This window comes from Kushneria sinocarnis (assembly GCF_003633775.1).
Lineage (GTDB): Bacteria > Pseudomonadota > Gammaproteobacteria > Pseudomonadales > Halomonadaceae > Kushneria > Kushneria sinocarnis.
The window spans coordinates 31,171-55,852 of record NZ_RBIN01000007.1 but is presented as its reverse complement, the minus strand read 5'-3'; the positions used below and the strand labels follow the sequence as shown (position 1 = coordinate 55,852).

The following is a 24,682-nucleotide window of genomic DNA, read 5'->3' as shown; positions in this document are numbered from 1 at the left end:
GCCAGCCCCCGCCATGACGGGAGCCGTGCAGAAGGGAGAGGAGTCGCGGAAGATTACTGTCATGCCTGCTTCGGCATAGCGCCCGTACCCGCAGCGGATACGAGCGCGCTTACCGGAGGCAGCTTCAGATGGCCAGCCAGGCCGCCAGCGCCAGCAGTACCAGCAGCCCGAGATAGAGACCGATCCGGATCATCGGCTTGAATTCCAGGGCCGGGACAGCGAGCAATGAAATCCGGGTGTATTTCAGCAGTACCTGGATGATGCCCAGCACTACCAGGATGATCACGAACCAGGGCAGCCCGAGGCCGATGAAAAGGGCCTGCCACTGCGGGATGCCGACGCTGCCGCTGGCAGTGCCCCACAGCAGAAACAGCGTACCGCCCAGGGCAAACAGGCCGATATCAAAGGTGGTCCCCAGCAGCCGCACACCGATCACCCGCAGCAGTCGTGCCAGCGGATTTTCCCGGAAGAGATCACGCATCAGGAAGGCCAGCACACCGAAAAAGAGTGACACGATCACGAGCGCATTCCAGTAGGTTGTCAGTCCGCTTTCACCTCCGTTCGATGCCGAGCCCGCTTCCCCGGCTGCAGCATGCCCCATGGCATTCTGCAGTCCGGAAGCTTCTTCTCCCGAGACCTGATAGCCCTGCATCAGCCACTGCACCAGTGCACCAATGACAAGCCAGAGCAAGATGGTGCAGAAGAAATCGCCGATACCGCGTTTTTGCATGCTTCCAGTCCTTATGGCTGATGCGAAGATTCGAGGAATTCGATCATGACAGAGCACTGCTCCCGCGTCAGTGCCGGAGAAATCATTCTCGCCCTGCCTGCCGCGAGTGTCGGAATGTGCCATCCGCGGTCGCCAGCAGCTCACCCTGCTCATTGCGGATTTCGGCCCGGGCAAAATGAATCCGCCTGCCCCCGCCGGTACGACTGCCTGTCACGGTCAGCTGCTCATCAATGCGGGCCGGCGCCATGTACTGGATCGACAGGGTTATGGTTGCCGTACCGGCGATGGCGCCCTCCTCGGGGTCCATGCCACAGTAGCCACAGGCCGTATCCATCAGCGTGGCCAGTACGCCGCCATGGACGATACCGGAAAGGTTGCCATGCTCGGCTCGGGTCTGCAGTGTCAGCTCCGCCCGGCCCCGTGACCAGTGGCTGACCTCGACACCGAGATAACGCAGAAAGGGGGTCGACAGCGCCGTCAGGGACGCGGCTTGATCACTCATTACAACTCCCGAAATCGGATATGCCGTTTCAAGTGTAGCCAGCTCATGGCCTTCGGCATGGGTTTTCATGAAGCGTGGCCCGGGGCCTTCGTTGAACACTCTTCATGCAGACTTAATCACCTTTCCGGGAACTACCCTTTATGCTGTCTTAAACGGAATGAACAAATCCATAACCGGGAGTCAGCAATGCAAGTTTCATCATGGTATCGCCCGCTGCTGGCCGGCCTGCTCTGTCTGCCCCTGTCGGCCATGGCGGCCGACAGCGGCTCCCAGAGCGATGATTCGACGCCGGTCTACGGCCCTCGCCTGGAAGGTTTCTCCTATCCGCATGAGGTCGACATCTACCGCTTCGAGAGCCAGCGTCAGCCGCTGGAGATGGCCTACATGGATGTCGCCCCCGAAGGCGAAGCCAACGGCCGGACGGCGGTACTGCTGCATGGCAAGAACTTCTGTGGCGCTACCTGGGAAGGCACCATCGAGGCATTGACGCAGCGGGGCTATCGCGTTATCGCCCCCGACCAGGTGGGCTTCTGCAAATCCAGCAAGCCCGAACACTACCAGTACAGCCTGCATCAGCTGGCCGCCAATACTCATGATCTGTTAAAGCAGCTGGGTATCGACAACGCCACCATCATGGGGCACTCGATGGGGGGCATGCTGGCCACCCGCTACGCCCTGATGTATCCGGAAGCCACCGAGCAACTGGTGCTGGTCGACCCCATCGGCCTCGAGGACTGGAAGGCGAAGGGAGTGCCCTATCACACGGTGGACCAGTGGTTTGAAAGTACTCGCAAGACCAGTGCCGAAGGCATTCGCGACTACCAGAAGAGCACCTACTATGCCGGAGAGTGGCAGCCCCGCTATGACAAGTGGGTACAGATGCAGGCCGGCATGTATCGTGGCGAGGGCAAGTTCATCAACGCCTGGAGTCAGGCCAAGACCTACGAGATGATCTATACCCAGCCGGTGGTCCATGAATTCGATCAGCTGCAGGTCCCTACCCTGCTGATGATCGGTGACCAGGATAATACCGCCATCGGCAAGTCCTTTGCTCCTCCGGAAGTGCAGCAGCAGCTCGGCCACTATGATCAGCTGGGACCGGAAATCGCCAGCCGCATCCCGCATGCCCTGCTGATCCAGTTCCCGGAACTGGGTCATTCACCCCAGATCCAGGCGCCGGAACAGTTTCACCAGGCGCTCTTCCGCGGACTGGAAGAACTCGATAACCGCGACAGCTGAGTCGGAGACCGGCTGCGGTCAGCACTGGCCGCAGCCGGCCTGGTCACGCGCGCGGCAGCATTCAACGGCCCTCGCGCAGGGCCCGGGTACGCCGGGAGGCCAGTCGATCGGCCTGACGCGTGGGCTCGGGAAGCTTGTAGCGGGTCAGGCAATGCATCACCCACTTGACCGCACTCTCCTCGCTGATGCGATGGCCGGTCGAGATATACAGCGGCTTTACGCGCTCTCGGGTTCGCAGCACCGTGCCGATCGTTTCCCCCCGATCCACCAGCGGAGTACGCGCACCCTTTTCCTCGCCGACCGGTTCGTGGCGCCCGCAGAGCCGACTCTTGCCCACTCCGATGGTCGGCAGTTCCAGCCACAGGCCGAGATGAGCCGCAATCCCCAGCCGGCGCGGATGGGCGATGCCCATGCCATCCACCATCACCAGCTGCGGCGTGCCTTCAAGGCGCTGCAGGGCGTTCAGGGCCGCCGGCAGCTCGCGAAACGACAGCAGCCCGGGCACATAGGCCATGCGCGTCGCCTCACGGTGAATGACCTGTTCGACCACTTCCAGGGAGGGCCAGTGCATCAGCACGATGACGGCGCGGGTAGTAGCGCCTTCATCCTCGAAGCCGATGTCCACACCGGCAATGTGTTCGATGTCCTCGGGCTCGCCTTCCCGGATGATGTTCGGTGCCAGCTGATGCTGCAGCGCAATGGCCGTCTCGGTATCGACGGTCCAGTCGTGCAGCTCCTTGAAACTGATGCTCATGTTACCTCGCGCTGTGCATGCTGAGTCCGCATCTCCCGAGTCTGCAGCGTAGTCGAATATTGCGCCGATACTCAGCTGCCTGCCGCTTCCCGGGGCCGGGGACCACTACCCTGGTCGTAGTGACATGCCCCATCCGGGCAGACGAGACTGGAGAGCGCCATTGGCCAACGGATCCAGACCCATGAAGTATCCGGATATCTATACCGTCGAGGATGAGCGGTTCACCCGACTGATCCTGCCCAACGCCCAGCTCGAACACCTCTGGAGCGGTGCCCGCTGGTGCGAAGGGCCGGTGCATGTACCGGCCGGCCGCTATCTGCTGTTTTCCGACATCCCCAATGACCGCATGCTGCGCTTCGACGAGACCGATCAGCGGGTCAGTGTCTTTCGCCAGCCTGCGCGCTTCAGCAATGGCAACACCCTGGATCGCGAGGGCCGACTGATCAGTTGCGAGCACTACAGCCGCAGCCTCACCCGCACCGAGCACGACGGCAGCCTGACCGTGCTGGCCGAACGTTTCGAGGGCAGGCGCTTCAATTCACCCAACGATGTGGTGGTCAGCTCGGACGGCTCGATCTGGTTCACCGATCCCAGCTACGGCATCGACAGCGACTACGAAGGCGGCCTGCGCGAGGCCGAGATGGGATGCCACGTCTATCGGCTCGGTCCCGAGGGGCGGCTCACCCGGGTCGCCGACGACTTCGACAAGCCCAATGGCCTGGCCTTCTCCCCCGATGAGCGCCACCTCTATATTGCCGATACCGGGGCGACGCACCATCCCGATGGGCCTCGTCACATCCGCCGGTTCCGGGTCAATAACGATCACACCCTGAGTGATGGCCGACTCTTCGCCGAATGCGACTACGGCATCTTCGATGGGTTTCGCATCGATACCAGCGGCAACCTGTGGACCAGCAGCAGTGAAGGCGTGCACTGCCATGCACCGGATGCCACCCTGCTGGGGCGCATTCATGTTCCGGAAACGATTGCCAATGTTGCCTTCGGCGGACAGTACCGTAACCGGCTGTTCATCTGTGCCTCGACCTCGCTGTATGCCATTTATCTCAACACGCGTGGCTGCAGCATACTGGCCGGGTGATGGCCGGTGAGCACCCCATTGAGATAACGGTATAAATGAGGATATCGGCCTGTCCCGACACACTCCCTTCATTGCAGCGATCGCCAGCGCTCGAACCACCCCAGGCCGGCCGCCGTATCACCACGCGGCTTGTATTCGCATCCTATCCAGCCCGCATAGCCGGCCCGATCGAGCTGTTCGAACAGCCAGGCGTAATCGACCTCTCCGCTGTCCGGTTCATGCCGCCCGGGCACACCGGCTGCCTGCAGATGGCCTGTCTGCTCACGGTGTCGCTGCCATGTGCGCCACAGATCCCCTTCCATGATCTGGGTGTGATAGAGATCCATCTGCATGCGCACATTGGGTGCCCCCAGCGTCTTGACAGCATCCCGGGCCTGCTGCTGGTGAGTGATCAGATACCCCGGCATGTCGCGGTTGTTGATGGCTTCGATCAGCAGGGTAATTCCGGCGCGCTCGAATCGCGGTGCCGCCCAGGCAAGATTCTCCAGCCAGCAGTGATGCATCGTCTCCCACCGGTCAGGCGCCGGCACCACCCCCGCCATCACGTGCAGCTGCCGACACTGCAGTATTTCGGCGTAATGCAGCGCCGTATCGACACTGGCGCGGAACTCCGCCTCGCGCCCGGGCAGCGCCGCAATGCCCCGCTCACCGGCTTCCCAGTCCCCCGGTGGCAGATTGAACAGTACCTGCTGCAGCCGATGACGTTCGAGCTCGGCCGCGATGTCCCGGGCCTCGAATGCGTAGGGAAACAGATACTCCACGCCGCGGAAGCCCTGCCCGGCCGCCCGGGCAAAGCGCTCCATGAACGGGACCTCGTTGAACATCAGACTCAGATTGGCAGCAAACCGGGGCATGACAGCCTCCTTACTGTTCAGGGTTCGGCGGGGCCGGAGGGCCGACCTGCTCCAGCAGGTCGGCCGGTGCCTGACTCAGCCGCCACTCGGCGTTGTCGAGATGGCGACAGACTGCGCGCGCCGCCGCTTCCGCATCTCCCCGGCCGATGGCCTCGACGATATCGTCGTGCTCGGCCATGACCTGAGTCATGAACACGGTTCGTCTCGCTTCATTGGTACGGGTCAGGGTAATGGCGTGATGCAGAAAGCGGTTGTAGAAATCGATCACGGCGGTGAAATGCTCATTGCCACAGGCTTCAGCAATCGAGCGATGAAAGGCCATGTCCTGATCGACGCCGGCCTCGCCGGCCTCGACTGCCTCATCGATTTCAATCACGGCATTGCGAATGCGGCGCAGCTGAGCCGGAGTGCGCCGGGTGGCGGCCAACCGGGCCGCCTCCACCTCGAGCGCCCGCCGCAGCTCCAGCAGGCGGATGACCGAGCTCAGTGACGCCGAAGGCAACGGCATGTGCAGCGCCACGGTCGGCGATTCGGTGACGAAGCTGCCGCTGCCGCGACGCGAGGTCACCAGACCGGCATTGCGCAGCATCGAGATTGCCTCGCGCACTACCGATCGGCTGATACCGAAACGCTCGCCCAGTGCCGCCTCCGTGGGTAGACGCTGCCCCTGGCGCCACTCGCCGGAGTGGATCGAGCGAGTCAACTGTCGCGCCACCTGTTCTGCCAGCTGCGGCGCCCGTGTCGGTTGCGAACTTCCGCTCATCTCCGGCTCCCTCGCTGCTCCCATCCACCATCGTCTCACAGACCAAAGACGGGATTGCCTGTACAGCAGATTTGTCTGACAACATTACAACCGATCGTGATCGGTGTCAGTCATGCATTGGTCGGCGTGCTCCCCGGAAGACGCCGGCACCACTCAAGGCTCGGGAGTTTGCTCATGCACGTAGTCGTCACCGGCGGGGCCGGTTTCCTGGGAAGCCGGCTGATCCGCGCCCTGCTTGATACACCCGCTGCGCCAGACAGGCCTGCCGTTACACGCATCACCTCGCTCGATCTCGCCCCCTGCCCCATCGAGGATGAGCGGCTCACCTCACTGACCGGGGACATCAGCGACCCGGAACTGATCCGGCAGGCCCTGACCGAGGACACCACCGCCGTCTGTCATCTGGCCGCCGTGGTCAGCTCCCAGGCGGAAGCCGAGTTCGAACTCGGCATGCGCATCAATCTGGATGCTACCCGCGCCCTGCTGGAGCAGTGCCGAGCACATTCACAACAGATCCGTTTCCTGTTTGCCAGTTCGCTGGCGGTTTTCGGCCCTCCCGCCAGCGAACCGGTACCCGAGAATATCGCGCCCGAGCCGCGCTCCTCCTACGGCATCCAGAAGGCGATCGGTGAACTGCTGGTCAATGACTACAGCCGACGCGGCTTCATCGACGGCCGGGTGTGCCGCCTGCCCACCGTGGTAGTGCGCCCGGGACGACCCAATCGGGCAGCCTCCTCGTTTGCCAGTTCGATCATCCGCGAACCGGTGGCCGGAGAAGAAGCGGTCTGTCCGGTGGCCACCGATCTGCCGCTGTGGCTCTCCTCGCCCCGCGCCGTGGTCGCCAACCTTGTCCGGGCCCTGCAGCTCACTCCGGAAGCGCTGGGAGCGCAGTGGCGCACCTTCAACCTGCCGGGACTGACCGTCACCGTCGATGAAATGCTGAAGGCGCTGGAACGCCAGGTCGGCAGCGAGACGCGGCGCCTTGTGCGCTTCGAACGCGATCCGGCCATCGAGGCGATTGCTGCCAGCTGGCCCGGTGCGCTCGAAACCCATCGTGCCCGGGCACTGGGGCTCGAGGCCGATGCCGATTTCGATGCCGTGATTCGTGCCCATCTCGAGGAGATGGATCATCCCGTCGCCTGAACCATGACGACGCATCAGCCGGCCCTCGATCGGGCCATCCGAGAGTACTGTCGGGAGTCAATCTGCCATGACGGATACCGCAACCGCCGGCCCCCAGGTCATCATCGGCCTGGGGGTGGCCATCTTCATCATGATTGCGCTGGTGCTGCGCACCCGGGTGCATGCCCTGCTGGCCCTGATCATCGCTGCCTCGGTGGCCGGCATCATCGGCGGCATGCCACCCAATCACGTCATCGATGCCATCACCAGCGGCTTTGGCAGCACACTGTCCACCATCGGGCTGGTGATCGGTTTCGGTGTAATGATGGGGCGCATCCTGGAAGTCTCGGGAGCGGGACAGCGCATGGCCTATGCCATCCTGCGCCTGCTCGGCAAGGGGCGCGAAGAGTGGGCCATGGCCCTGACCGGCTATATCGTTTCGATCCCGATCTTCTGTGACTCGGCCTATGTCATTCTCAACCCGCTGGTACGGGCACTGGCACGCAACAGCGGGCGTTCGGTGCTGGCGCTGGGCATTGCGCTGGCGGCTGGGCTGGCCGTCACCCACAGTGCCGTCCCTCCTACTCCGGGACCGCTGGGCGTGGCAGGTATCTTCGGCGTCGATATCGGACTGATGATCGCCTGGGGGCTGGTCTTCACGGCACCGGCGCTGATCGTGATGGTACTCTATGCCCGCTTCATGGGCCCGCGCATCGAGGAGAAGATCAGGGCCGAAAGCGGTGACGAGATCGACCAGGATCCCGAATCGGCGCCGCGACAGCTGCCGGAGAGCGAGCTGCCACCGCTGTCGCGCTCGATCATGCCGATCGTGCTGCCGATCTTTTTGATCTTTCTCAATACCGTGATCAGTGCGATCACTGGCGCCGGCAGCGAGAGCAATCCCGAGCCTGCCTTCCCGGTTCAGCTGGTGCTGTTCTTCAGCGATCCGGTCATTGCGGTGGGGATCGGGGTACTGACCGCCGTGTACGGCCTGGTGCCGAAAATGCCGCGCGATGACGTCCTGCGCCATCTCGAAAAGGGGGTCGAGAGCGCCGGGATCATTCTGCTGGTCACCGGTGCCGGCGGTGCTCTGGGGGCTGTGCTGCGCGCCAGTGGCGCCGGCGATTACATCGGCCAGCATATTGCCTCACTGGCACTGCCATCCGTGCTGATCCCCTTCATCATCGCCACCCTGGTCCGGTTCGTTCAGGGCAGCGGCACGGTGTCGATGATCACCGGCGCCTCCATCTCCGCGCCCATTCTCACCTCGATGCCGGACGTCAACATGGTGCTGGCCGCACAGGCCGCCTGTCTCGGTGGACTCTTCTTCAGCTACTTCAATGACAGCTATTTCTGGGTGGTCAATCGCATGCTGGGCGTACGCAATGCGCGTCATCAGCTGCTGGTCATGTCGGTGCCGACCACGCTGGGCTGGGCAGCCGCCCTGGTCACCCTGCTGATCGCCAACGCGCTTGTCGGCTAGCAGATCCCTTGCAAGCAGCGATGCCTGCTCCGGCAACGAAAACGCCTCCCGTCAGGGAGGCGTCATGCATCGGAGGCAGTGGCCCGATCAGACCATGATCTGTCAGGCAATGCGCTGTAGCCGACGGCGCTTTTGCCGTTCGGTCTTCGGCCGGCGGCGGCCAAAGGTACCCAGCCAGATCTTGCCCCGTTTACTGCGACGATCTCCCTTTGCCATATAACCTCCCTTGCAGTGGATCGAGTGACAGCTTCGAGCCTGCAGTCTGGCAGATAACCGCCGCCTTTGCCGAATCCCTGGTCGGTCTGTCGACGGCGCACTATGCTGGCAGGCAGACATTCCCTGCCTGCCGGAGCGCTCGATGAGCCGCCTTCACCCTGTCATTCGCCCCCGTTTCAGACTGCTGGCAGCGACCCTGCTGCCCCTGCTCGCCATGGCATCGCCCGCTGCGCCTGCTGCTGATGCCGCTTCTTCCCACGCGCGGGAGATCACCGGTTTCTGGGAAGTCGACACCAGCCACGGCAAGCCGGAGGCGCTGGTACGCATCGATGGCTACCAGGGGCACTATACCGGCACCGTCGTGCGGCTGCTCGGTCCGGATGCCGAGCCCGACCGGCGCTGCCAGGCGTGTGAAGGCGCACGCCACAATCAGCCGATCGTGGGCATGGAGATCATCTGGAATCTGGAAGATGGCGAGCAGCCCGGACACTACCGCAACGGCAGGATTCTCGATCCCGACAGCGGCAAGGTCTATGACTTCAAGGCCAGCGTCAGCCGGGATGGCCAAAGGCTCAAGGGGCGCGGCTATATCGGCGTCTCGATGCTGGGCAAGACCCGGACCTGGCAGCGACGCGAGGCCTCGGCACTGTCTGATGGGTCTGATAAAGAGAAACAGGCAACCGGTGACTGAGCAAAAAAACAGCCGGCGCCCAGGGGGCGCCGGCTGTCGGCTCGATCACCTGCAGGGCAGGCGTTGAAGCATCAGGAGGCGCGCTGACGACGCTCCGGTGCATCACCGCGACGCCGCTCCGGGCGCCCCTGATCCTCGCTGATATCCAGCGTGCGACCGCCAACGCGGGCCCGCGCCATCTTCGCCAGAATCGAGGACGGCAGGCTGGTGGGCAGATCCACCAGGCTGTGGGACTGGCGAATATCGATACGCCCGATGCGCGCGCCCTCGATGCCGCCTTCGTTGGCCAGCGCACCGACCAGCTGACCCGGCTTGACGCCTTCGTTGTGGCCCACGGCCACCCGATAGCGGGTCATGCCCTCGGCGGGCGGCATGGCACGGCGGCGCTGCGGCTTGCCGTCACGATTGCCGCGTTCACCGCGATCGCGATCGCGGTCGCGATCACCGCCACGCCCGGGCTTGGGCAGCGCCTGAATGCTCGGCTCATCGGTGCGCGCCATGGAGGCGAAGACACAGGCCAGGTCCACCGGATCCAGGCCCTGTTCGATCAGCGATTCAACCAGCTCACGCTGATCATCGGCACCCTGCTCAAGCGCCTCGGCGGCACGCGCCTTGAAACGCTCGGCACGGTGGGTACGGATGGCGTTCTCATCCGGCAGCTCCATCTGTTCGATGCGCTGCCCGGTCGCCTGCTCCAGCCAGCGTACACGCCGCGCCTCACGGCCACCGGCGAAGGTGATCGCCACGCCTTCGCGACCGGCGCGACCGGTACGGCCGATACGATGGATGTAGGCTTCGTTGTCATGCGGCATGTCGTAGTTGATGACATGCGTGATACGCGGCACGTCGAGCCCGCGGGCCGCCACATCGGTGGCCACCAGCACATCGACCTTGCCCTTTTTCAGGCGCATCACGGTGCGCTCGCGCAGGCTCTGATCAAGGTCACCGGAGAGTGCTGCAGCCGCGACACCCCGGGCCGTCAGCTGATCGACCACGGTGGTACAGGCGGCACGGGTGCGCACGAAGACGATCGCCGCATCGACCGGCTCGACTTCGAGAATACGTGCCAGCGCCTCGGTCTTGGCCGGACCCTCGACGCGGCACAGTCGCTGTTCGATGGTGGTCGTGGCAGCCTTGGCTTCGATCTGCACCGTCTCCGGCTCGACCAGGAAGCGGCTGACGATACGGGTAATCTCCGGCGGCAGGGTGGCCGAGAAGAACACGCGCTGGGCATTGCCCGGGGTATCCTCGAGCACCCGCTTGACGTCATCGATGAAGCCCATGCGCAGCATCTCGTCGGCTTCATCCAGCACCATGGCATTCAGGCCCTCGAGCGTGAGCGAGCCGCGATCGAGGTGATCGATCACGCGGCCGGGCGTGCCTACTACCACCTGACCGCCCCGCTTGAGGCCGCGCAGCTGATCGCGGTAGTCCTGCCCGCCACACAGGGTGACGACTTCCAGCCCCTTGAGATTCTGACCGTAGCGGCTGAAGGCCACGGCCACCTGTTGGGCCAGTTCACGCGTGGGCGCCAGAACCAGTACCTGAACCTCGCGGCGGTCCAGTTCGAGTCGGGAAAGCAGCGGCAGCGCAAAGGCAGCCGTCTTGCCGGTGCCGGTCTGGGCCTGCCCCAGCAGATCGCGGCCCTCCAGCAGAGTGGGAATGGTGCGTGCCTGAATGGGCGACGGAGTTTCGTAGCCCAGTGCATCAAGGGATTCGAGCACGGCAGGCAGCAGTGCCATGTCGCCGAAATTCGGCGAGGCAGCGGAAGTCGAGGTCATGTCACACCTTATGGTCCGGCCATCGGGCCGGTGGAAAATGTCTGATTGACGCAGCAGGTTGCTTTCTGCCGGAAGGTCAATCGGGTCGCACTCGGGTGAAGACGTTCCGCCGGAGTCGGCAGTCGGTCCTCGGGGCGTGTGGCGACCATGCGCGCGCCGGGGAGTTACCCGTGCGCTCCATCAATGCGTCTTGGCGCGGCTTGCGCCTCGGGAAAATCGTCCCCGTCGCAGCGGCGGTTCATGGGGGGCGATTCAGCAGGATGGCAGGTCTTCACATGCAAGTGCTGCTATCCTAGCACATACTTTCGATTCATGCAGACCTTTCTCTTATTGACTTCGCTCACTGTACCGATCAAGGAATCCGCCGTGACGACGCTCTGGATCGATGCCGACGCCTGTCCGCGCAGCATCCGTGACATCATCGTGCGGGGCGCCACGCGTCAGGCGCTGACCGCCTGCTTTGTCGCCAATCACGCCCTGCCCCTGCCGCGCTCGCCCTACATCCGGCAGCTCTCGGTGCCCGGCGGCGCCGATGCCGCCGATCAGCAGATCATCGAGCGGCTGGCCCCCGGCGATCTGGTCATCACCTCGGATCTGCCGCTGGCGCAGGAGGCCATCGCGGGCGGTGCCCGGGTGATGACCTCGCGCGGCGAGACGCTCGACGCCGACAACATTCGTGCCCGCCTGAACATGCGCGATTTCATGGAAACCCTGCGCGCCAGCGGCGAACATACCGGCGGCCCGGCGGCACTGACCAGTCGCGACATCCGCGAATTCGCCAACGCCTTCGATCGCACCCTGACCCAACTGAGCCGCTGACGCCGTCGCGGCCTCAGGCGTGTCGCATCACTCCGGCACCCTGCAGCCATTCGCGTCCGTGCGGCCGGTCGAGGTCCAGCGCCGGACCGCGCGGCACGATTCCGGTGGGATTGATCGCCCGGTGACTGCCGTAGTAGTGGCGCTTGATGTGAGTGAAATTGACCGTCTCGCGCACCCCCGGCCACTGATAGAGTTCGCGCAGGTAGCCGGCAAGGTGCGGATAGTCCTCGATGCGTCGCAGATTGCACTTGAAGTGCCCGTGATACACGGCATCGAAGCGCACCAGGGTGGTAAACAGCCGGATATCGGCCTCGGTCAGGTACTCCCCGGCCAGATAGCGCCGCTCGCCCAGCAGCGCCTCGAGCCAGTCGAGCGCATCGAACAGGGTGGCGAAGTGCTGCTCGTAGACACTCTGTTCGGTTGCGAAACCGGTCTTGTAGACACCGTTGTTGATGTCGTCATAAACCCGGGCGTTGATGCGATCGATCTCTGCGCGCAGTGACTCGGGGTAAAGGTCCAGCCGGTTGTCGGTCAGATGATCGAAGGCCGTATTGAATATCCGCACCAGCTCGGCGGACTCATTGTTGACGATCCTGTTCTGCTTGCAATCCCACAGGGCCGGTACGGTAGTGCGGCCGGTATAGTGCGGATCGGTCAGCGTATAGAGCTGATAGTGGCGCTGCACGCCATTGATGGGATCACCGGAGGAGCCCTCCTCCAGCCGGTAGGTCCAGCCCTCGTCCAGCATGTAGGGGCTGGTTACGGAGACCCCGATCAACTCCTCGAGCCCCTTCAGCCGCCGCATGATCAGGGCGCGATGCGCCCAGGGACAGGCCAGCGAAACATAAAGGTGAAAACGCCCCGTCTCTGCCGGAATGCCGGGCTCTCCTCCCGGCCCCGGCTCGCCACCGCGGGTAATCCACTCGCGCAGCTGTGCTGATTCCCGAACAAACTCACCACCGTGGCTTTTGGTGTCGTAATTGCGATCGAACCACTCGCCGTCGATCAGAAGTCCCATCATGCTCTCCCGTGATCATCCTGCGCGATGCTGCTGCACCCTGCGACTCCCCGAGGATAGCCCCGGCGCGGCAGGTATGCCGACACTATCCGCTCAGGACATCGGCTGTTCGCCCGAAAAGGCCGATACGGCATCATCGATCAGCGCAGAGCGCTGCAATGCCGGACAGTCTGCCACCGCAGCTCGCAGCGAATGCGCCAGCGCGCGCGCAGCCGGACCGGCGCCATCGGCATCGCGGAAATAGAGCTGCAGGGGAACCTCCCGCACGGCACCGGCGCGCAGTGGCAGCGGCTGAAGCTGCGCCGTTTCAAGGTAGTGATGCAGCCGGGTTTCGGATACCCAGGCAAATCCCAGTCCTTCAACCAGCATTTCCAGCGCGGTCGCCAGATGCGAAACCGTCCAGCGCTGCTCGGCCCGCAGCCAGCCATGATCACTGCTCTGATGCTGCGCCGAATCGCGAATGACAATCTGGCGATAGCGGCGCAGATCCCGCAGGTCGAGGGCGCGATCGAGCTGATGCAGTGCATGATCGGGATGCGCCACGGCAATGAAACGTACCCGGGTCAGCGGCTCGCCGAGAAATCCGGGCACGCTGACACCGGTGATCAGCAGATCGGCCCGGCCGGCCTGCAGCAGCTCGACGCCACCATTGAGGACACATTCGTGCAACTGGACACGGGGGTGAATATAGTCGCGGGAAAAGACCGACAGGGCCTGAAACAGTGCCTGCTGGGGAAATATCTGATCGACCGCCAGCGAGATTTCGGCCTCCAGCCCCTGGGCCAGGCTATCCGCCACCGATTCGATGGCTTCGGCGCCCTCGAGCAGCTGACGCGCGCGCCGCAGCAGCATGCTGCCTGCTTCGGTAGGCACTACCCGGCGCCCGCTGGTTTCCAGCAGCTGCACGCCGAGCTGTTCGGAGAGCTTGTGCACGGCATGATTGATGGTCGAGGGGCTCTTGTGGATGACCTCGGCCGCCCGCGCGAAACCACCATGATCGACCACGGCGGCCAGCATCTGCCATTGCGCCAGGGTGACTCTGGAACGTGTCATGTCCTTCCTGCCTCAGCCTTGCCTGTAGAACCCGCCACTGCGGATCGGCCCTCGCTCGTCGGTGCGCCGACGACACAGCGCATGATCGCAACCGGGCGAAACGTTCAGTCGAACGACAGGGTAACCCGGCGACCACTCACGAACGATGATGTACAAGGTCTGACGATCAGCTCCGACCTCAACTCATTGCCTGCGAGCCTTTTGATGTCCGTCATTATTGTAAATTTCAGTAAGAAAGAATTTCCATGTGAAGTTAATCGACAGCCGCATGCATAATAAATGAAGTCACCCGGAAGAAAAGCGACCGAGTCTGTCCGACCACGCCCCGGCCACTGCACCGCTCCGGGTTTAAACCACCCATTACCATGCAGCCGTTCAATAACGTCGTCTTCCTCATGAGCGCCGGCACTGGTAGCGCCGCACGGTGATCACCACGGCAGCCTGCAGCCGGAGGACGCGGGCCGCCGGGCGATCTCCTCGCGCTCTCCGGCAATTGTCGCGAATGACCGCCGCCGGGCGCCTGTCATCCTGTACGAATCGAGGTTCACGACCTGATCGTTTACCCTCGAAGTCAAGGAACTTGCAGGTGCCATAAGTTGAAATGGCGCCTTTTATCGCTACCTTTTCAGTCTTTGCAGCACTGGGGTATTGGGGTAAGGTGAGCGGGCCTTTTTAATTGTCACCATAATTCTTATACAGGCCTTTACCAAAATGTCGCGAATCATTCGTTCGCTGCCCCGCACTCATAAATTGTTACTGTTACCTGTTACTACCATGGTTACCGTGCTGGGCGTGCATCAGGCTCTCGAAGCAACAAATCATTCCGGTCATGACACCGCGGACCGGGATCAGCTGGAAGTCCCCATTGCCAATGCGCTGGCCGATACCAGTGTGAGTTCGGAGCTGCTGGTCACCCGGCAGCCGACTCTCGATGTCGCCAGTGCCCTGCGGGTTGCCGGCACTGCCGGCTCCGAAACCCTCACGGCGGTCGCCAGCAATGCAGCGGCGCGCGCCATGAGCGAACGGAATGCCGACAGCGGCTCCCCGGAGCCCCATATCAGGCCTGCTTATGCCGCTTCGGTGCTGCCCGGTGACAGCGAAACCACCGTCTCCTCCGGCAGCTCCCTGTTCCAGTCGGCCATTGCCGTCGCCGCCCGGCTGAGCAGGTACGCCGGCAAGCCCTCACGCGGCGAACTGTCCGCCGATCCGGTCGATCTCGAGGATGCGGATGATGCCCCCTCGCTCTCCGATGAGATTGCGTCCGACGAGCAGTATGTACCGCAGTGGCAGAGCTATACCATCCAGAAGGGCGACACCTTTACCGACCTTGCCGAGCGCAGCCTCGGACTGGGCTACAGGGAAGTGTTGGCGCTGCTTGAAAAGGCACCGGATCGCAAGGCACTGACGCGGCTGCGGGTCGGCAACAGCCTCGACTACAAGGTCAATGAGCAGGGCCAGCTGCTGGCCCTGCGGATCATGAAAAACTCTCGCAAGGGCTATCTGTTCCAGCGGGATCAGGCAGGAGAAGCCTTCGCCGTCTCCGACATCCAGCGCGCCAGCCAGGCCACCCAGCGGCTGTTTGCCGGTACCGTGGAAGGCAGCTTCGGACTGTCGGCGCTCTCCACCGGGATGAGCAATGCCGAGGTAGCCGAACTGACCAACGTGCTTTCCAAGAAGATCAATTTCCGCCGTCAGGCGCGCCAGGGCGATCATTTCCAGGTGCTGGTGGAGTCCGACATGGTGGACGGCAAGGCCTATGACTCCCGGATTCTGGCCGCCCACTATGCCGGGGGAAGCAGTGACATCACGGTGGTCCGGCACAACGATCACTTCTATACGCCCGATGGCAAGGGACTGGATCCGTCCTTCAGTCGCTATCCCTTCAAGGGGCACTACCGCATCAGCTCGCCCTTCAACCTGCGGCGCCATCACCCCGTCACGGGGCGTATCAGCCCGCATCTGGGCACCGACTTCGCAATGCCGGCCGGCACTACCGTGCGGGCACCTGCCGACGGTCGGGTACTGCGTGTCGGCCATCATCCGCTGGCCGGCAACTATGTAGTCATCCAGCACCCGAACGGCTTCAAGACACGCTACCTGCATCTCAGCAAGGCGCTGGTACACAAGGGTGATTCGGTCAGCATGGACCAGAAGATCGCCCTGTCCGGCAATACCGGTCGCAGCACCGGCGCCCACCTGCACTACGAGATCCGCACCAGCAACGGTCCCGTCAATGCCATGCGGGTCAAGCTGCCCGAAGGCGACAATCTCTCCGGCAAGGCTCTGGCTGCCTTCAAGCGGGAAGCAAGGCCGCTGCTGGCCAAGCTCGACAACGCCGACAACAATCGCGCCGTGGCCCATGTCGACCACAGCGACGACAAGCAGGAAGACAGCGACTCCTGAAGCGTTGCCGGCCATGGCTGCCATCAGCAGTGGTCACGACCGCGCCCCGCTCCGGCGGGGCGCGGTCGTTCGGCGTCATCAGGCTAGCCCGATGAACCGTCGGAGTCGCGGTTGATCATTTCCGGGTTGGGTGCATCCAGCAGTCCACCGGCATCGTAGTGCGGCACCGAGGCATCAAGCTGCAGACCGCCGCCCAGCGCCTGAACCAGCTGCACCGACTGATCGACCTGACGGGTACGCAGGTTGGCCAGCGTTTGCTCGGCACTGAGCAGCTGCTGCTCGCTGCTCAGCACGGTGACATAGTCCGCAATACCCGACCGGTAACGCTCCAGGGCCAGATTGAAGGCGTTGCGGGCGCTTTCCAGGGCCTGCTGCTGCTGCTTGCGCTGCTGGGCAATGGACTGCAGATCGGTAATATTGCGGGTCACCTCGCCCAGCGCCGAAAGCACGGTCTGGTTGTACTGCGCCACGGCAAGATCATAGTCGGCCTCGGTACTGTCCAGATTGGCGCGCAGGCGCCCACCCTGGAAGATCGGCAGCGAAATCGCCGGCGTCACGCTCCGTGATTTCGCGGCATCCTCGAAGAAGTACGAGCCCAGCGCCGATCTGAAGCCGGCCATCGCCGTCAGGTTGAGATTGGGATAGAACTGCGCCTTCGCCTGCTGGATGCGCTGCGAGGCAGCCTCTACCCGCCAGCGCGCCGCCACCACATCCGGGCGATGGCCGATCAGCTCGGCCGGCACTACCGAAGGCAGTGCCATCAGGGCGGGCGACAGCGGTTCCGGACGCGGAATGCTGCTGCCACGATCCGGCCCCTTGCCCAGCAGGATCGCCAGGGAAATGCGGTTGCTGCGAATCGACTGCTCTGCCGACTCCAGCGACTGCTGCGCGCTCGACACCGTTACCTGCGACTGCAGGCTCTGGGTACGATTGCTCAGACCGGCCTGATGCAACTCCTGATTGATCCGGTTGATCCTTCTGGCCCGCTTCAGTTGCCGCCTGGCCACATCACGTACGGCATAGGCGTTGGCCAGACTGACATAACGCCGTGCGACGTTGACCGACAGGGTCAGAGCCGCGGCGCGATAATCGACCTCCTGGGCCCGCGCTTCTCCCAGGGCTGCCGACCAGCCGGCACGGTCCCCACCCCACAGGTCAAAGTCGAAGTCGAGACTGGTTGTCAGTGCGCGCGTGGTCGAACGATAGTTGCCCACCCCCTGAGGGTCCTCGACTTCCGATACCCGCGACCGGGAGACCTCGGCCGAGGCATCGATCGAAGGAAACAGCTGTGAGTGCGCGGTACCGATCGCTGCGTTGGCAGAACGCAATCTCGCCTGTGCGACGTCGATATCCGGCGAGTTGGCCAGCGCTTCACGAATCAGCTCATCAAGGGTGGGATCTCCCAGGGCCTTCCACCACTGTCGATCCGGCCATGCCGCAGGCGTGATCGGGCTGTTGCCGACCGCCTGCTCGATACTGAGATGGCTGAGGCGGGTCAGCTCTCCCTGAGGCTTGATGCCGGCGTAGTTGGCGCACCCACCCAGCAGTGTTATTACTGCAATTCCCATGCCGACCCCTTTCAGGGCCTGCAGATATCCCCGAGACCTCGGCATTCCGTTATCTGCTCCTGCCTGTCGCTATCGTGCTGACCCGAGGTCAGTCATCACGTCATGTTACCCGTCCGGGGTGACGCACCTGCGTCACCTCGGCGATGAGTGGCGTACGCCCCGGGCACGGGGCATTACTCGGCATCTTCCAGCGGAACACTGGACAGGGGCCCCTGCGAGTAGCCGCTGCGCTCGGCGTCCTGATTACCGCCGGACCGGCTCGCGGCATCACTGCCCTGATCGGCCCCTTCGTTGCCGAACATCGCCGAAAGCGTATCCACCGGCGAAGTCAGCAGATTCTCGAAGGCCTCGCCGACCGCCTGCCAGACCACCCGACTGACATCCAGCGACGTGCCATCCAGCGAAGCCCGGACAGGGATATCCAGATTGATGACTCCGCTTTCGGCCTGCAGCAGGCCGATCAGTTTTTGCAGAGGCAGATCCGTACTGCCGGCCCGTACCTGACGGCCCAGATCCAGCTGCCGGAGAATGATGTGATTGTTGGCATCCAGCTGCCCCTGATCGACCCGGTAGTTCAGATCAAGCCGTACCGTCCCCCCTTCGACTGCATACCCGCCGAAGCGGCGAATATAGGGGGCAAAGCTGGTCAGCGGAAGGTGCTCCGCCTGCAGGCGAAGATCACCCGACAGGGCACCGGTCAGCGGTGCGAACTGCCCCCGGATACTGATGGGCGCCGTATCGTTGACCCGACCGTCAAGGTTCACTCGGCCCGGGCTGTCGCTGCCCTCGGGACCGGTCAGCTCACCCTCGAGCTGACGAATGTTCAACTGAAAGGACTGCTCCAGATGACGGTCGGTAAACTGCAGCTGCCCATCCTGTACCCGGACCCGGTCGAACCGGAAATGCTGACCGCTGCCCTCTCCGCTGTCGTGGTCGGCACTATCGGCATCGGCCCCGTTCTGCCCTTCGTGTTGCTGATCGGAGGCGTGAGATGGCGGCGTCAGCGCGCTGAGATTGGTCTTCATGCCGGGCAGAATCACGGCATGCAGCCGGGGCGACGCCAGGCTCAGCTGCTGTACGGCAAGCCCCTGACGGCTCCCGAAGTGCAGTGTACGCACCGAAATGGCATCAGCTGAAAACAGCGATGTCTCCGCTTCGGGTGCCCGCAGTTCAGGCCGGACGAGCTTACCAGAAGCCACCTGCAGCTGCAGCGCTCCATCGGCCGCCTCGCCCGCGCTGAAATGGCCCCGGGCATTCAGGTGTCCCTGTCGGATCCGGGCCTGCATCAGCGCGTTCAGCCAGGGGGAGAAGGTTGCCAGGGCAATGTTGCGCCCCTGGTAGTCCAGATCCGCCAGCCACGGCGAGAACCCCATCCGGCCATCCACCTGCAGCGTGCCGTCGCCTGCCTGCGCGCTGCCCTGCAGCTCGAAGGGTTGATCACCGGCATGATCATAGTGGCGAATGTCCAGCGCCACCTGCTCCAGCGTGAGGTGCCCGGCCGGCTGGCGGCTGCGATTGCGCCAGCTCAGGGTCCCGTCGTGCGTGGTCAGCCGATCGATACGAATCTGCGGCGGGGGGCCGCCGGTATCCGGAAAGAGTTGCGCGATGTTGAAGTCGCCCTGCTTGTTAATGGCCAGCGACAGACGCGGCTGCTGCAACTCAACCGCCTGCAGACGCCAGCCGGCGTGCCACAGCGATGACCATGCCAGTGCCAGACGGATCTGCTGCGCGGCGAAGAGCGGCGCCTGATCCGTCATCCGACCGGCCAGGCTGAAATCGTCGATCGTCATTTCGGCAGTGAAGGGATTGATCGCCACGTCACCGACCGCGACCTCATGACCGGTCTTCTCGGACAGCCGGCTGACAATCAGATGCCCGAGCAGTGCCGGCGCTGCCAGATACCCCACTACCAGCAGCAGCAGGACGACAACCGCGCCCACAGCCCCCCGGCGCCGCCATCGATGTTTCCCTGTGGTCATGAACACTCCCTTGCCCTACCCGTTATCACTTACCGATCCGGCATGTGCGCTACCCTGAAGGGTATACATTCCAGCCCGTCAGTGCATAAACCGGATTGATCGCAGGCCGATAATCGCTGCAAGGGAATATCAGGGAACGCAAAAGACATGGATCTGTTCTGGATCGCCCTGCTGGCGATCATACTGGGCGGGTACGGCCTGATCCGGGGCTTCGCCCGCGATGTCTGTATCAGCGTGATACTCATTGCCACTGGGGTCATGCTGGCGCAGCTGGTATGGTTCGACCGTCACTGGGCCTATCTGCTGGCCATGCTGGTGACAGTGATCACCCTTTTCGGCTGTCTCCGCGAGGGCCGGCGTGCGGGCGCCGGGACCCGCACCGGCAGGCCGGACCCGCACGCCGGGCGCACTCGGCGGCCGGCAGCCGGTCGCCGGGCCGAAGCGAAGGTCACGCCCCGGCGTCGCTCCGGTCGCGGTTGCTGACACCGGCTTTTCGCAGGACCGGCGAGTCGGCCGCCAGGGCGACCACACGGCCTACCATGATCAGACATGGCGAGGGCAGGCAGGTCTCGGCGAGTCTTGCCGGCATGTCGCCGAGGGTGCCGATCAGCGCCTGCTGATCCGGCAGCGAGGCATTGGCAATCAGCATCATCGGCCAGTCGGCGGGCAGGCCGGCCGCCATCAGCGAGTGGGCAATCTCGGATGCGCGGGACAACCCCATGTAGAACACCAGCGTCTCGTCGCGGCGCGCCAGCGACGGCCAGTCCGGCGCCTGATCAGGGCGGCAGCCGTGTGCGGTCACCAGGTGCAGGCGCTGGGCACAGCTGCGATCGGTCAGGGGAATGCCCATCGCCGCGGCCGCTCCGGAGGCGGCACTGATACCGGGCACGATGTCGGTTTCGATTCCTGCTTCGGCCAGTGCGACCAGCTCCTCGCCCATGCGACCGAACACGCCCGGATCGCCTCCCTTGAGACGTACCACCGACCTGCCCTCTCCGGCCAGTCTGACCATCAGGGTCCCGATCTCCGCCTGGGAGACACTGTGATGCCCGCACGCCTTGCCCACGTAGTAGCGCTCTGCACCGGGTCTGATCAGTTCGAGAATGTCATCCCCCACCAGCCGGTCATACACCACCGCATCGGCTTCCCCCAGCAGTCTGGCTGCCCTGAGCGTCAGCAGCTCGACCTCCCCCGGTCCGGCACCCACCAGCGCCACCCGGCCGCCGGACGTCGGATGCGCGGCAGGCCGCCGGGTGGTAACCGGCGAGTGCGCAGGCCCCGTGGGCGCCATCAGCCGCCGGGCAACGGCGCGCAACGCGGCTCGGACCCCACGTTCATGAGACAACGGTTTCATGATCATCGGCATGCTCCTGTTGAGCCTCGGTGGCCTCGATCAGGTTTTTGAGCTCGGGAATGCAGGAGCCACACTGGGTGCCGCAGGCCAGCCGCTCGCCCAGCGCCTCCACCGTATTGCTCCCATCGCGAATGGCGCGCTCGATGGTCCGACACCCCACCTGATGACAGCTGCAGACCGTCGCACCACTGCTTTCGGCACTCGCTTCGCTGCCGGCCAGCAACCGTCGACGGGCTTCGGGATCGAGCGATTCGCCGGCAAAGCAGGCCTCCAGCCAGTCGAACTCCGGCAGCTCCCCGGGCGGCATGACCGCCAGCCACCATGTCAGCCGCCCTTCCCGAATGCCGGCAGCACGAAAGCAGCCGCGGCCGGCATCCTCGCTCCACAGGGTGGGCGTATCGCCCAGGGTGGCCTCGCACCACTCGAACCAGTCCGGCAGCGACTCCCCGGCCAGTTGCCAGCGCTGGCAGTGGTTCAGCGGTATCCGGGCCCACCAGTCGGCCGCTTCCGGCACCACGCCCGACGTCGTTGCCAGCAGCAGACACGCCTCCCAGGCGACCGGCCGAGGTGACAGCTGCACGACGCCCCGCTTGGATTCCGGCTGTCCGGAGAGCGGATCGCCTACCGCCGCGATCAGCTCGGAGGCCCGGGCGCGGGAGGCAAACCGATCATTCCAGTGAATGGGCACGAAGACTTCACCGCGCCGCTGGGCGGTGGTCAGACGCACACGGCCGATGTACTCGCCCAGCCCATTGTGCAGCCGGGCCAGTGCGCCCTCGACCACCCCGCGCGCGCTGGCGTCCTCCGGGTGGGTCTCGATGAAGGGTTCGGGACGATGATGCATCAGCCGGGGCGCCCGGGCGGTACGGGTCATGGTGTGCCACTGATCGCGAATGCGGCCGGTATTGAGGATCAGGGGCGCATCGGCCGTGCGCTGCTGCACCGATGGCTGACTGGTCACGGCCACCAGGCGGGCGCGGCCATCTCCGGTGACAAAGCGCCCCTCTTCGAACAGCCGCGCCGCACCCTGCGGATGAGCGGCATTGACCGGCCACTGGATGGGCGCGAGCGCGTCATAGCCCTCCCGACCCAGCCCTGCCAGCCCGGAGATGTCGAAGATGCGCCAGTCCGCCGCCGCGGGATCGTTCTCGAATCCGGAGAGTCGGGCGTGCTCGTCGAAGATCTCGGCCGGGTGCACATGGGCAAAGGCTTCCCCGAAGCCCATGCGCCGGGCAACGCCCGCCATCAGCTGCCAGTCATGACAGGCGTCGCCCGGAGGCGGCAGCAGACCGCGCTGGCGCGAGATGCGCCGCTCGGAGTTGGTGACCGTGCCATCCTTCTCCGCCCAGGAACTCGCCGGCAGCACGATATCCGCCAGCGCCAGGGTATCGTTGTGCGCCATGCACTCGGAGACGATCACCAGCGGGCAGCGCTCGAGCGCGGCACGGACCCGGCGGCTGTCCGGCAGGCTGACCAGCGGATTGGTCGCCATGATCCACAGCGCCTTGATCTCACCGCGCTCGATCGCCTCGATCAGCGCCATCGCCTTGTGCCCCGGCGCTTCCGGAAGCGTCGGTGTCAGGTGTTCGGTACGCCAGAAACGGGTGACCCGCTCGATGGCCCCCGGCGTGTGGTAGTCCATGTGCGCGGCCAGCTGATTGGCCAGACCGCCCACTTCACGCCCGCCCATGGCGTTGGGCTGACCGGTGATCGAGAACGGCCCCGCGCCGGGCAGGCCGATCTGCCCGCCGGCGAGATGGCAATTGATGATGGCATTGCACTGATCGGTCCCCGAGGCCGACTGATTGATCCCCTGGGAGAAGAGCGTCACCACGTGCAGATGGCTGGCAAACCAGTAGTAGAAGGTCTCCAGCCGCTCGGGGTCGAGCTCGCAGTGATGCGCCACCGTGGCAATATCCGGCGCATCCTCGCGGGCCGCGGCCAGCGCCTCCCCACTGCCCCGGGTATGGCGCTCGAGATAGCGCTGATCCAGCCGCCCCTTTGCCGCCATGTAGCTCAGCAGCCCGTTGAACAGCCGGGTATCGCTGCCCGGGGCAATCGGCAGGAAAAGATCGGCCAGCTCGCAGGTATCGGTCACGCGCGGGTCGATCACCACCACCCGCATCAGCGGGTTGCGGCTTTTGGCAGCGCGCAGGCGCTGAAACAGGACCGGATGGTTCCAGGCCAGGTTGCTGCCGCTGAGCACCACCAGCTCGGCCTCTTCCAGATCCTCGTAATTGCAGGGCACGGCATCGGCCCCGAAGGCCCGCTTGTAGGCCGCCACCGCCGATGCCATGCAGAGTCGCGAATTGGTATCGACATGCGGCGTGCCGAGATAGCCCTTGAACAGCTTGTTGGCGATGTAATAGTCCTCGGTCAAAAGCTGTCCGGAGAGATAACCGGCAATGGCATTACTGCCGTGCTCACAACGGATGGCGGCCAGCCGCTCGGCCACGCCATCCAGCGCCTGCCCGAGCTCGGTTTCAAGGCCATCCACCCGCGCCCGCCTCAACCGATCATGCTGGCCCAGCGTTTCGTGCAGTGCCGAGCCCTTGACGCACAGTCGCCCGAAGCTGGCCGGATGCGCCGGGTCTCCGCCGACGCCCGTGAGGGTCCGGCAGCCGTCCTGCTCGCTCAGCTCGGCGGTTACGCCACAGCCGACACCGCAATAGGGACAGGTGGTTTTCGCCTGCATATTCGATACTCCCTGCGCTCTGACCCATCCGATCAAGCCTTGCCACAAACGCACGGGGCCCGAACCCATCGATGATGGATTCGGGCCCCGTTGCCCCGGATTCAACTGATTGCCGGTGACCGGTCGCTCGTCGACACGGCCCTTCAGATGCCGGATACGCCTGCCGCCGTTGGCCTGATGCGTAACCATGAAATGCACTGCCTGGTCATACGCAAACGCCACGCCATCGGTCGCTCATTTCCCTGATAATCAACCACCTGGCGTTGATGACGGCACCTCGACCCGGCGCCCGACGACGGCAGACCGCCCCCGCCGGCCCTGAAAGTGCGCCATCAGTGTGCAGCAACCGGTATTGATGCACAGCTTCGACACAGACAGCGCCGGCTCAGGCACGCCACTGCCTCGGCCCTTCCTCATGGCCTGTCATCAATTTACTGATACAGCGGTATTTTTCATTTCATGGCATGAAATTCGCTGCCAACAGGCTGACAGCGTCTCAGGGTCAAGGGAGACCGGAGCTGTCATTCGCCCCCTGGGGGCCGGAAGTCACCGATGACTT

At 64.1% G+C, this 24,682-nt stretch carries 21 protein-coding genes; 8 read left to right on the top strand and 13 right to left on the bottom strand.

Going from position 1 to position 24,682, the window contains the following annotated elements; all coding sequences use genetic code 11:
- Window positions 1-124: 124 nt before the first annotated feature.
- Together C7446_RS12140 and C7446_RS12135 are read right to left on the bottom strand one after the other, a co-directional pair.
- Window positions 125-730, bottom strand: a complete 606-nt coding sequence (locus C7446_RS12140; RefSeq protein WP_121173387.1) for a hypothetical protein — start codon at window positions 728-730, stop codon at window positions 125-127.
- Window positions 731-812: 82 nt separating this feature from the next.
- Window positions 813-1,232 (bottom strand): PaaI family thioesterase, encoded by a 420-nt coding sequence (locus tag C7446_RS12135; protein WP_170150075.1) that lies wholly within the window; start codon window positions 1,230-1,232, stop codon window positions 813-815.
- A 186-nt stretch (window positions 1,233-1,418) separates the two neighbouring features.
- Between C7446_RS12135 and C7446_RS12130 the strand changes: the two genes are divergently transcribed.
- A complete protein-coding gene (locus C7446_RS12130) occupies window positions 1,419-2,471 on the top strand; it encodes an alpha/beta fold hydrolase (RefSeq protein WP_121173385.1) in 1,053 nt (350 codons plus the stop codon).
- A gap of 61 nt (window positions 2,472-2,532) precedes the next feature.
- On the opposite strand, the gene nfi is transcribed toward C7446_RS12130, so the two are convergent.
- Window positions 2,533-3,225 (bottom strand): deoxyribonuclease V, encoded by a 693-nt coding sequence (gene nfi / locus C7446_RS12125; protein ID WP_121173384.1) that lies wholly within the window; start codon window positions 3,223-3,225, stop codon window positions 2,533-2,535.
- Window positions 3,226-3,406: 181 nt separating this feature from the next.
- Here nfi and C7446_RS12120 point away from each other — a divergent pair, with 181 nt between their 5' ends.
- Window positions 3,407-4,324 (top strand): SMP-30/gluconolactonase/LRE family protein, encoded by a 918-nt coding sequence (locus C7446_RS12120; RefSeq protein WP_121173383.1) that lies wholly within the window; start codon window positions 3,407-3,409, stop codon window positions 4,322-4,324.
- A gap of 68 nt (window positions 4,325-4,392) precedes the next feature.
- On the opposite strand, the gene otnI is transcribed toward C7446_RS12120, so the two are convergent.
- Both otnI and C7446_RS12110 read right to left on the bottom strand, forming a co-directional pair.
- Window positions 4,393-5,178 (bottom strand): 2-oxo-tetronate isomerase, encoded by a 786-nt coding sequence (gene otnI, locus C7446_RS12115; protein ID WP_121173382.1) that lies wholly within the window; start codon window positions 5,176-5,178, stop codon window positions 4,393-4,395.
- Window positions 5,179-5,188: 10 nt separating this feature from the next.
- The gene (locus C7446_RS12110) at window positions 5,189-5,941 is read right to left on the bottom strand and encodes a FadR/GntR family transcriptional regulator (RefSeq protein ID WP_121173381.1); all 753 of its coding nucleotides are present in this window, start codon (window positions 5,939-5,941) and stop codon (window positions 5,189-5,191) included.
- A gap of 174 nt (window positions 5,942-6,115) precedes the next feature.
- Here C7446_RS12110 and denD point away from each other — a divergent pair, with 174 nt between their 5' ends.
- The gene (gene denD / locus C7446_RS12105; RefSeq protein ID WP_121173380.1) at window positions 6,116-7,084 is read left to right on the top strand and encodes a D-erythronate dehydrogenase; all 969 of its coding nucleotides are present in this window, start codon (window positions 6,116-6,118) and stop codon (window positions 7,082-7,084) included.
- Between the two features lie 67 nt (window positions 7,085-7,151).
- On the top strand, window positions 7,152-8,546 hold the full coding sequence (locus C7446_RS12100) for a GntP family permease (RefSeq protein WP_121173379.1): 1,395 nt from the start codon (window positions 7,152-7,154) through the stop codon (window positions 8,544-8,546).
- Window positions 8,547-8,648: 102 nt separating this feature from the next.
- On the opposite strand, the gene C7446_RS16925 is transcribed toward C7446_RS12100, so the two are convergent.
- On the bottom strand, window positions 8,649-8,762 hold the full coding sequence (locus tag C7446_RS16925; RefSeq protein WP_121173378.1) for a 30S ribosomal protein THX: 114 nt from the start codon (window positions 8,760-8,762) through the stop codon (window positions 8,649-8,651).
- Between the two features lie 142 nt (window positions 8,763-8,904).
- Here C7446_RS16925 and C7446_RS12090 point away from each other — a divergent pair, with 142 nt between their 5' ends.
- Window positions 8,905-9,453: a DUF2147 domain-containing protein gene (locus C7446_RS12090; protein WP_121173377.1), complete on the top strand. Its 549-nt coding sequence runs from the start codon at window positions 8,905-8,907 to the stop codon at window positions 9,451-9,453.
- 71 nt (window positions 9,454-9,524) lie between these two features.
- Here C7446_RS12090 and C7446_RS12085 read toward each other — a convergent pair whose 3' ends face one another.
- Window positions 9,525-11,234 (bottom strand): DEAD/DEAH box helicase, encoded by a 1,710-nt coding sequence (locus C7446_RS12085; protein WP_121173376.1) that lies wholly within the window; start codon window positions 11,232-11,234, stop codon window positions 9,525-9,527.
- A 366-nt stretch (window positions 11,235-11,600) separates the two neighbouring features.
- Here C7446_RS12085 and C7446_RS12080 point away from each other — a divergent pair, with 366 nt between their 5' ends.
- Window positions 11,601-12,053, top strand: coding sequence for a YaiI/YqxD family protein (locus C7446_RS12080; protein WP_245977841.1), 453 nt, complete (start codon window positions 11,601-11,603; stop codon window positions 12,051-12,053).
- A gap of 13 nt (window positions 12,054-12,066) precedes the next feature.
- Here C7446_RS12080 and C7446_RS12075 read toward each other — a convergent pair whose 3' ends face one another.
- On the bottom strand, window positions 12,067-13,071 hold the full coding sequence (locus C7446_RS12075) for a glutathione S-transferase family protein (RefSeq protein WP_121173374.1): 1,005 nt from the start codon (window positions 13,069-13,071) through the stop codon (window positions 12,067-12,069).
- A gap of 93 nt (window positions 13,072-13,164) precedes the next feature.
- A complete protein-coding gene (locus C7446_RS12070; protein ID WP_121173373.1) occupies window positions 13,165-14,124 on the bottom strand; it encodes a LysR family transcriptional regulator in 960 nt (319 codons plus the stop codon).
- Between the two features lie 774 nt (window positions 14,125-14,898).
- Between C7446_RS12070 and C7446_RS12065 the strand changes: the two genes are divergently transcribed.
- Complete coding sequence (locus C7446_RS12065; RefSeq protein WP_245977840.1) at window positions 14,899-16,527, top strand: peptidoglycan DD-metalloendopeptidase family protein; 1,629 nt, start codon at window positions 14,899-14,901, stop codon at window positions 16,525-16,527.
- A gap of 83 nt (window positions 16,528-16,610) precedes the next feature.
- On the opposite strand, the gene C7446_RS12060 is transcribed toward C7446_RS12065, so the two are convergent.
- Together C7446_RS12060 and C7446_RS12055 are read right to left on the bottom strand one after the other, a co-directional pair.
- A complete protein-coding gene (locus C7446_RS12060; RefSeq protein WP_121173371.1) occupies window positions 16,611-18,095 on the bottom strand; it encodes an efflux transporter outer membrane subunit in 1,485 nt (494 codons plus the stop codon).
- A 173-nt stretch (window positions 18,096-18,268) separates the two neighbouring features.
- The gene (locus C7446_RS12055) at window positions 18,269-20,074 is read right to left on the bottom strand and encodes a DUF748 domain-containing protein (RefSeq protein WP_121173370.1); all 1,806 of its coding nucleotides are present in this window, start codon (window positions 20,072-20,074) and stop codon (window positions 18,269-18,271) included.
- Window positions 20,075-20,221: 147 nt separating this feature from the next.
- On the opposite strand from C7446_RS12055, the gene C7446_RS12050 reads away from it, so the two are divergent.
- Entirely contained in the window at window positions 20,222-20,557 is a 336-nt protein-coding gene (locus C7446_RS12050; protein WP_121173369.1) for a hypothetical protein, read from the top strand.
- On the opposite strand, the gene cobA is transcribed toward C7446_RS12050, so the two are convergent.
- Together cobA and C7446_RS12040 are read right to left on the bottom strand one after the other, a co-directional pair.
- Window positions 20,523-21,428: a uroporphyrinogen-III C-methyltransferase gene (cobA, locus tag C7446_RS12045; protein ID WP_245977839.1), complete on the bottom strand. Its 906-nt coding sequence runs from the start codon at window positions 21,426-21,428 to the stop codon at window positions 20,523-20,525. The two genes, C7446_RS12050 and cobA, sit on opposite strands and share 35 nt — an antisense overlap.
- Window positions 21,409-24,123, bottom strand: coding sequence for a nitrate reductase (locus tag C7446_RS12040; protein ID WP_121173368.1), 2,715 nt, complete (start codon window positions 24,121-24,123; stop codon window positions 21,409-21,411). The genes cobA and C7446_RS12040 overlap by 20 nt, the downstream gene beginning before the upstream one ends.
- Between the last annotated feature and the right edge of the window lie 559 nt (window positions 24,124-24,682).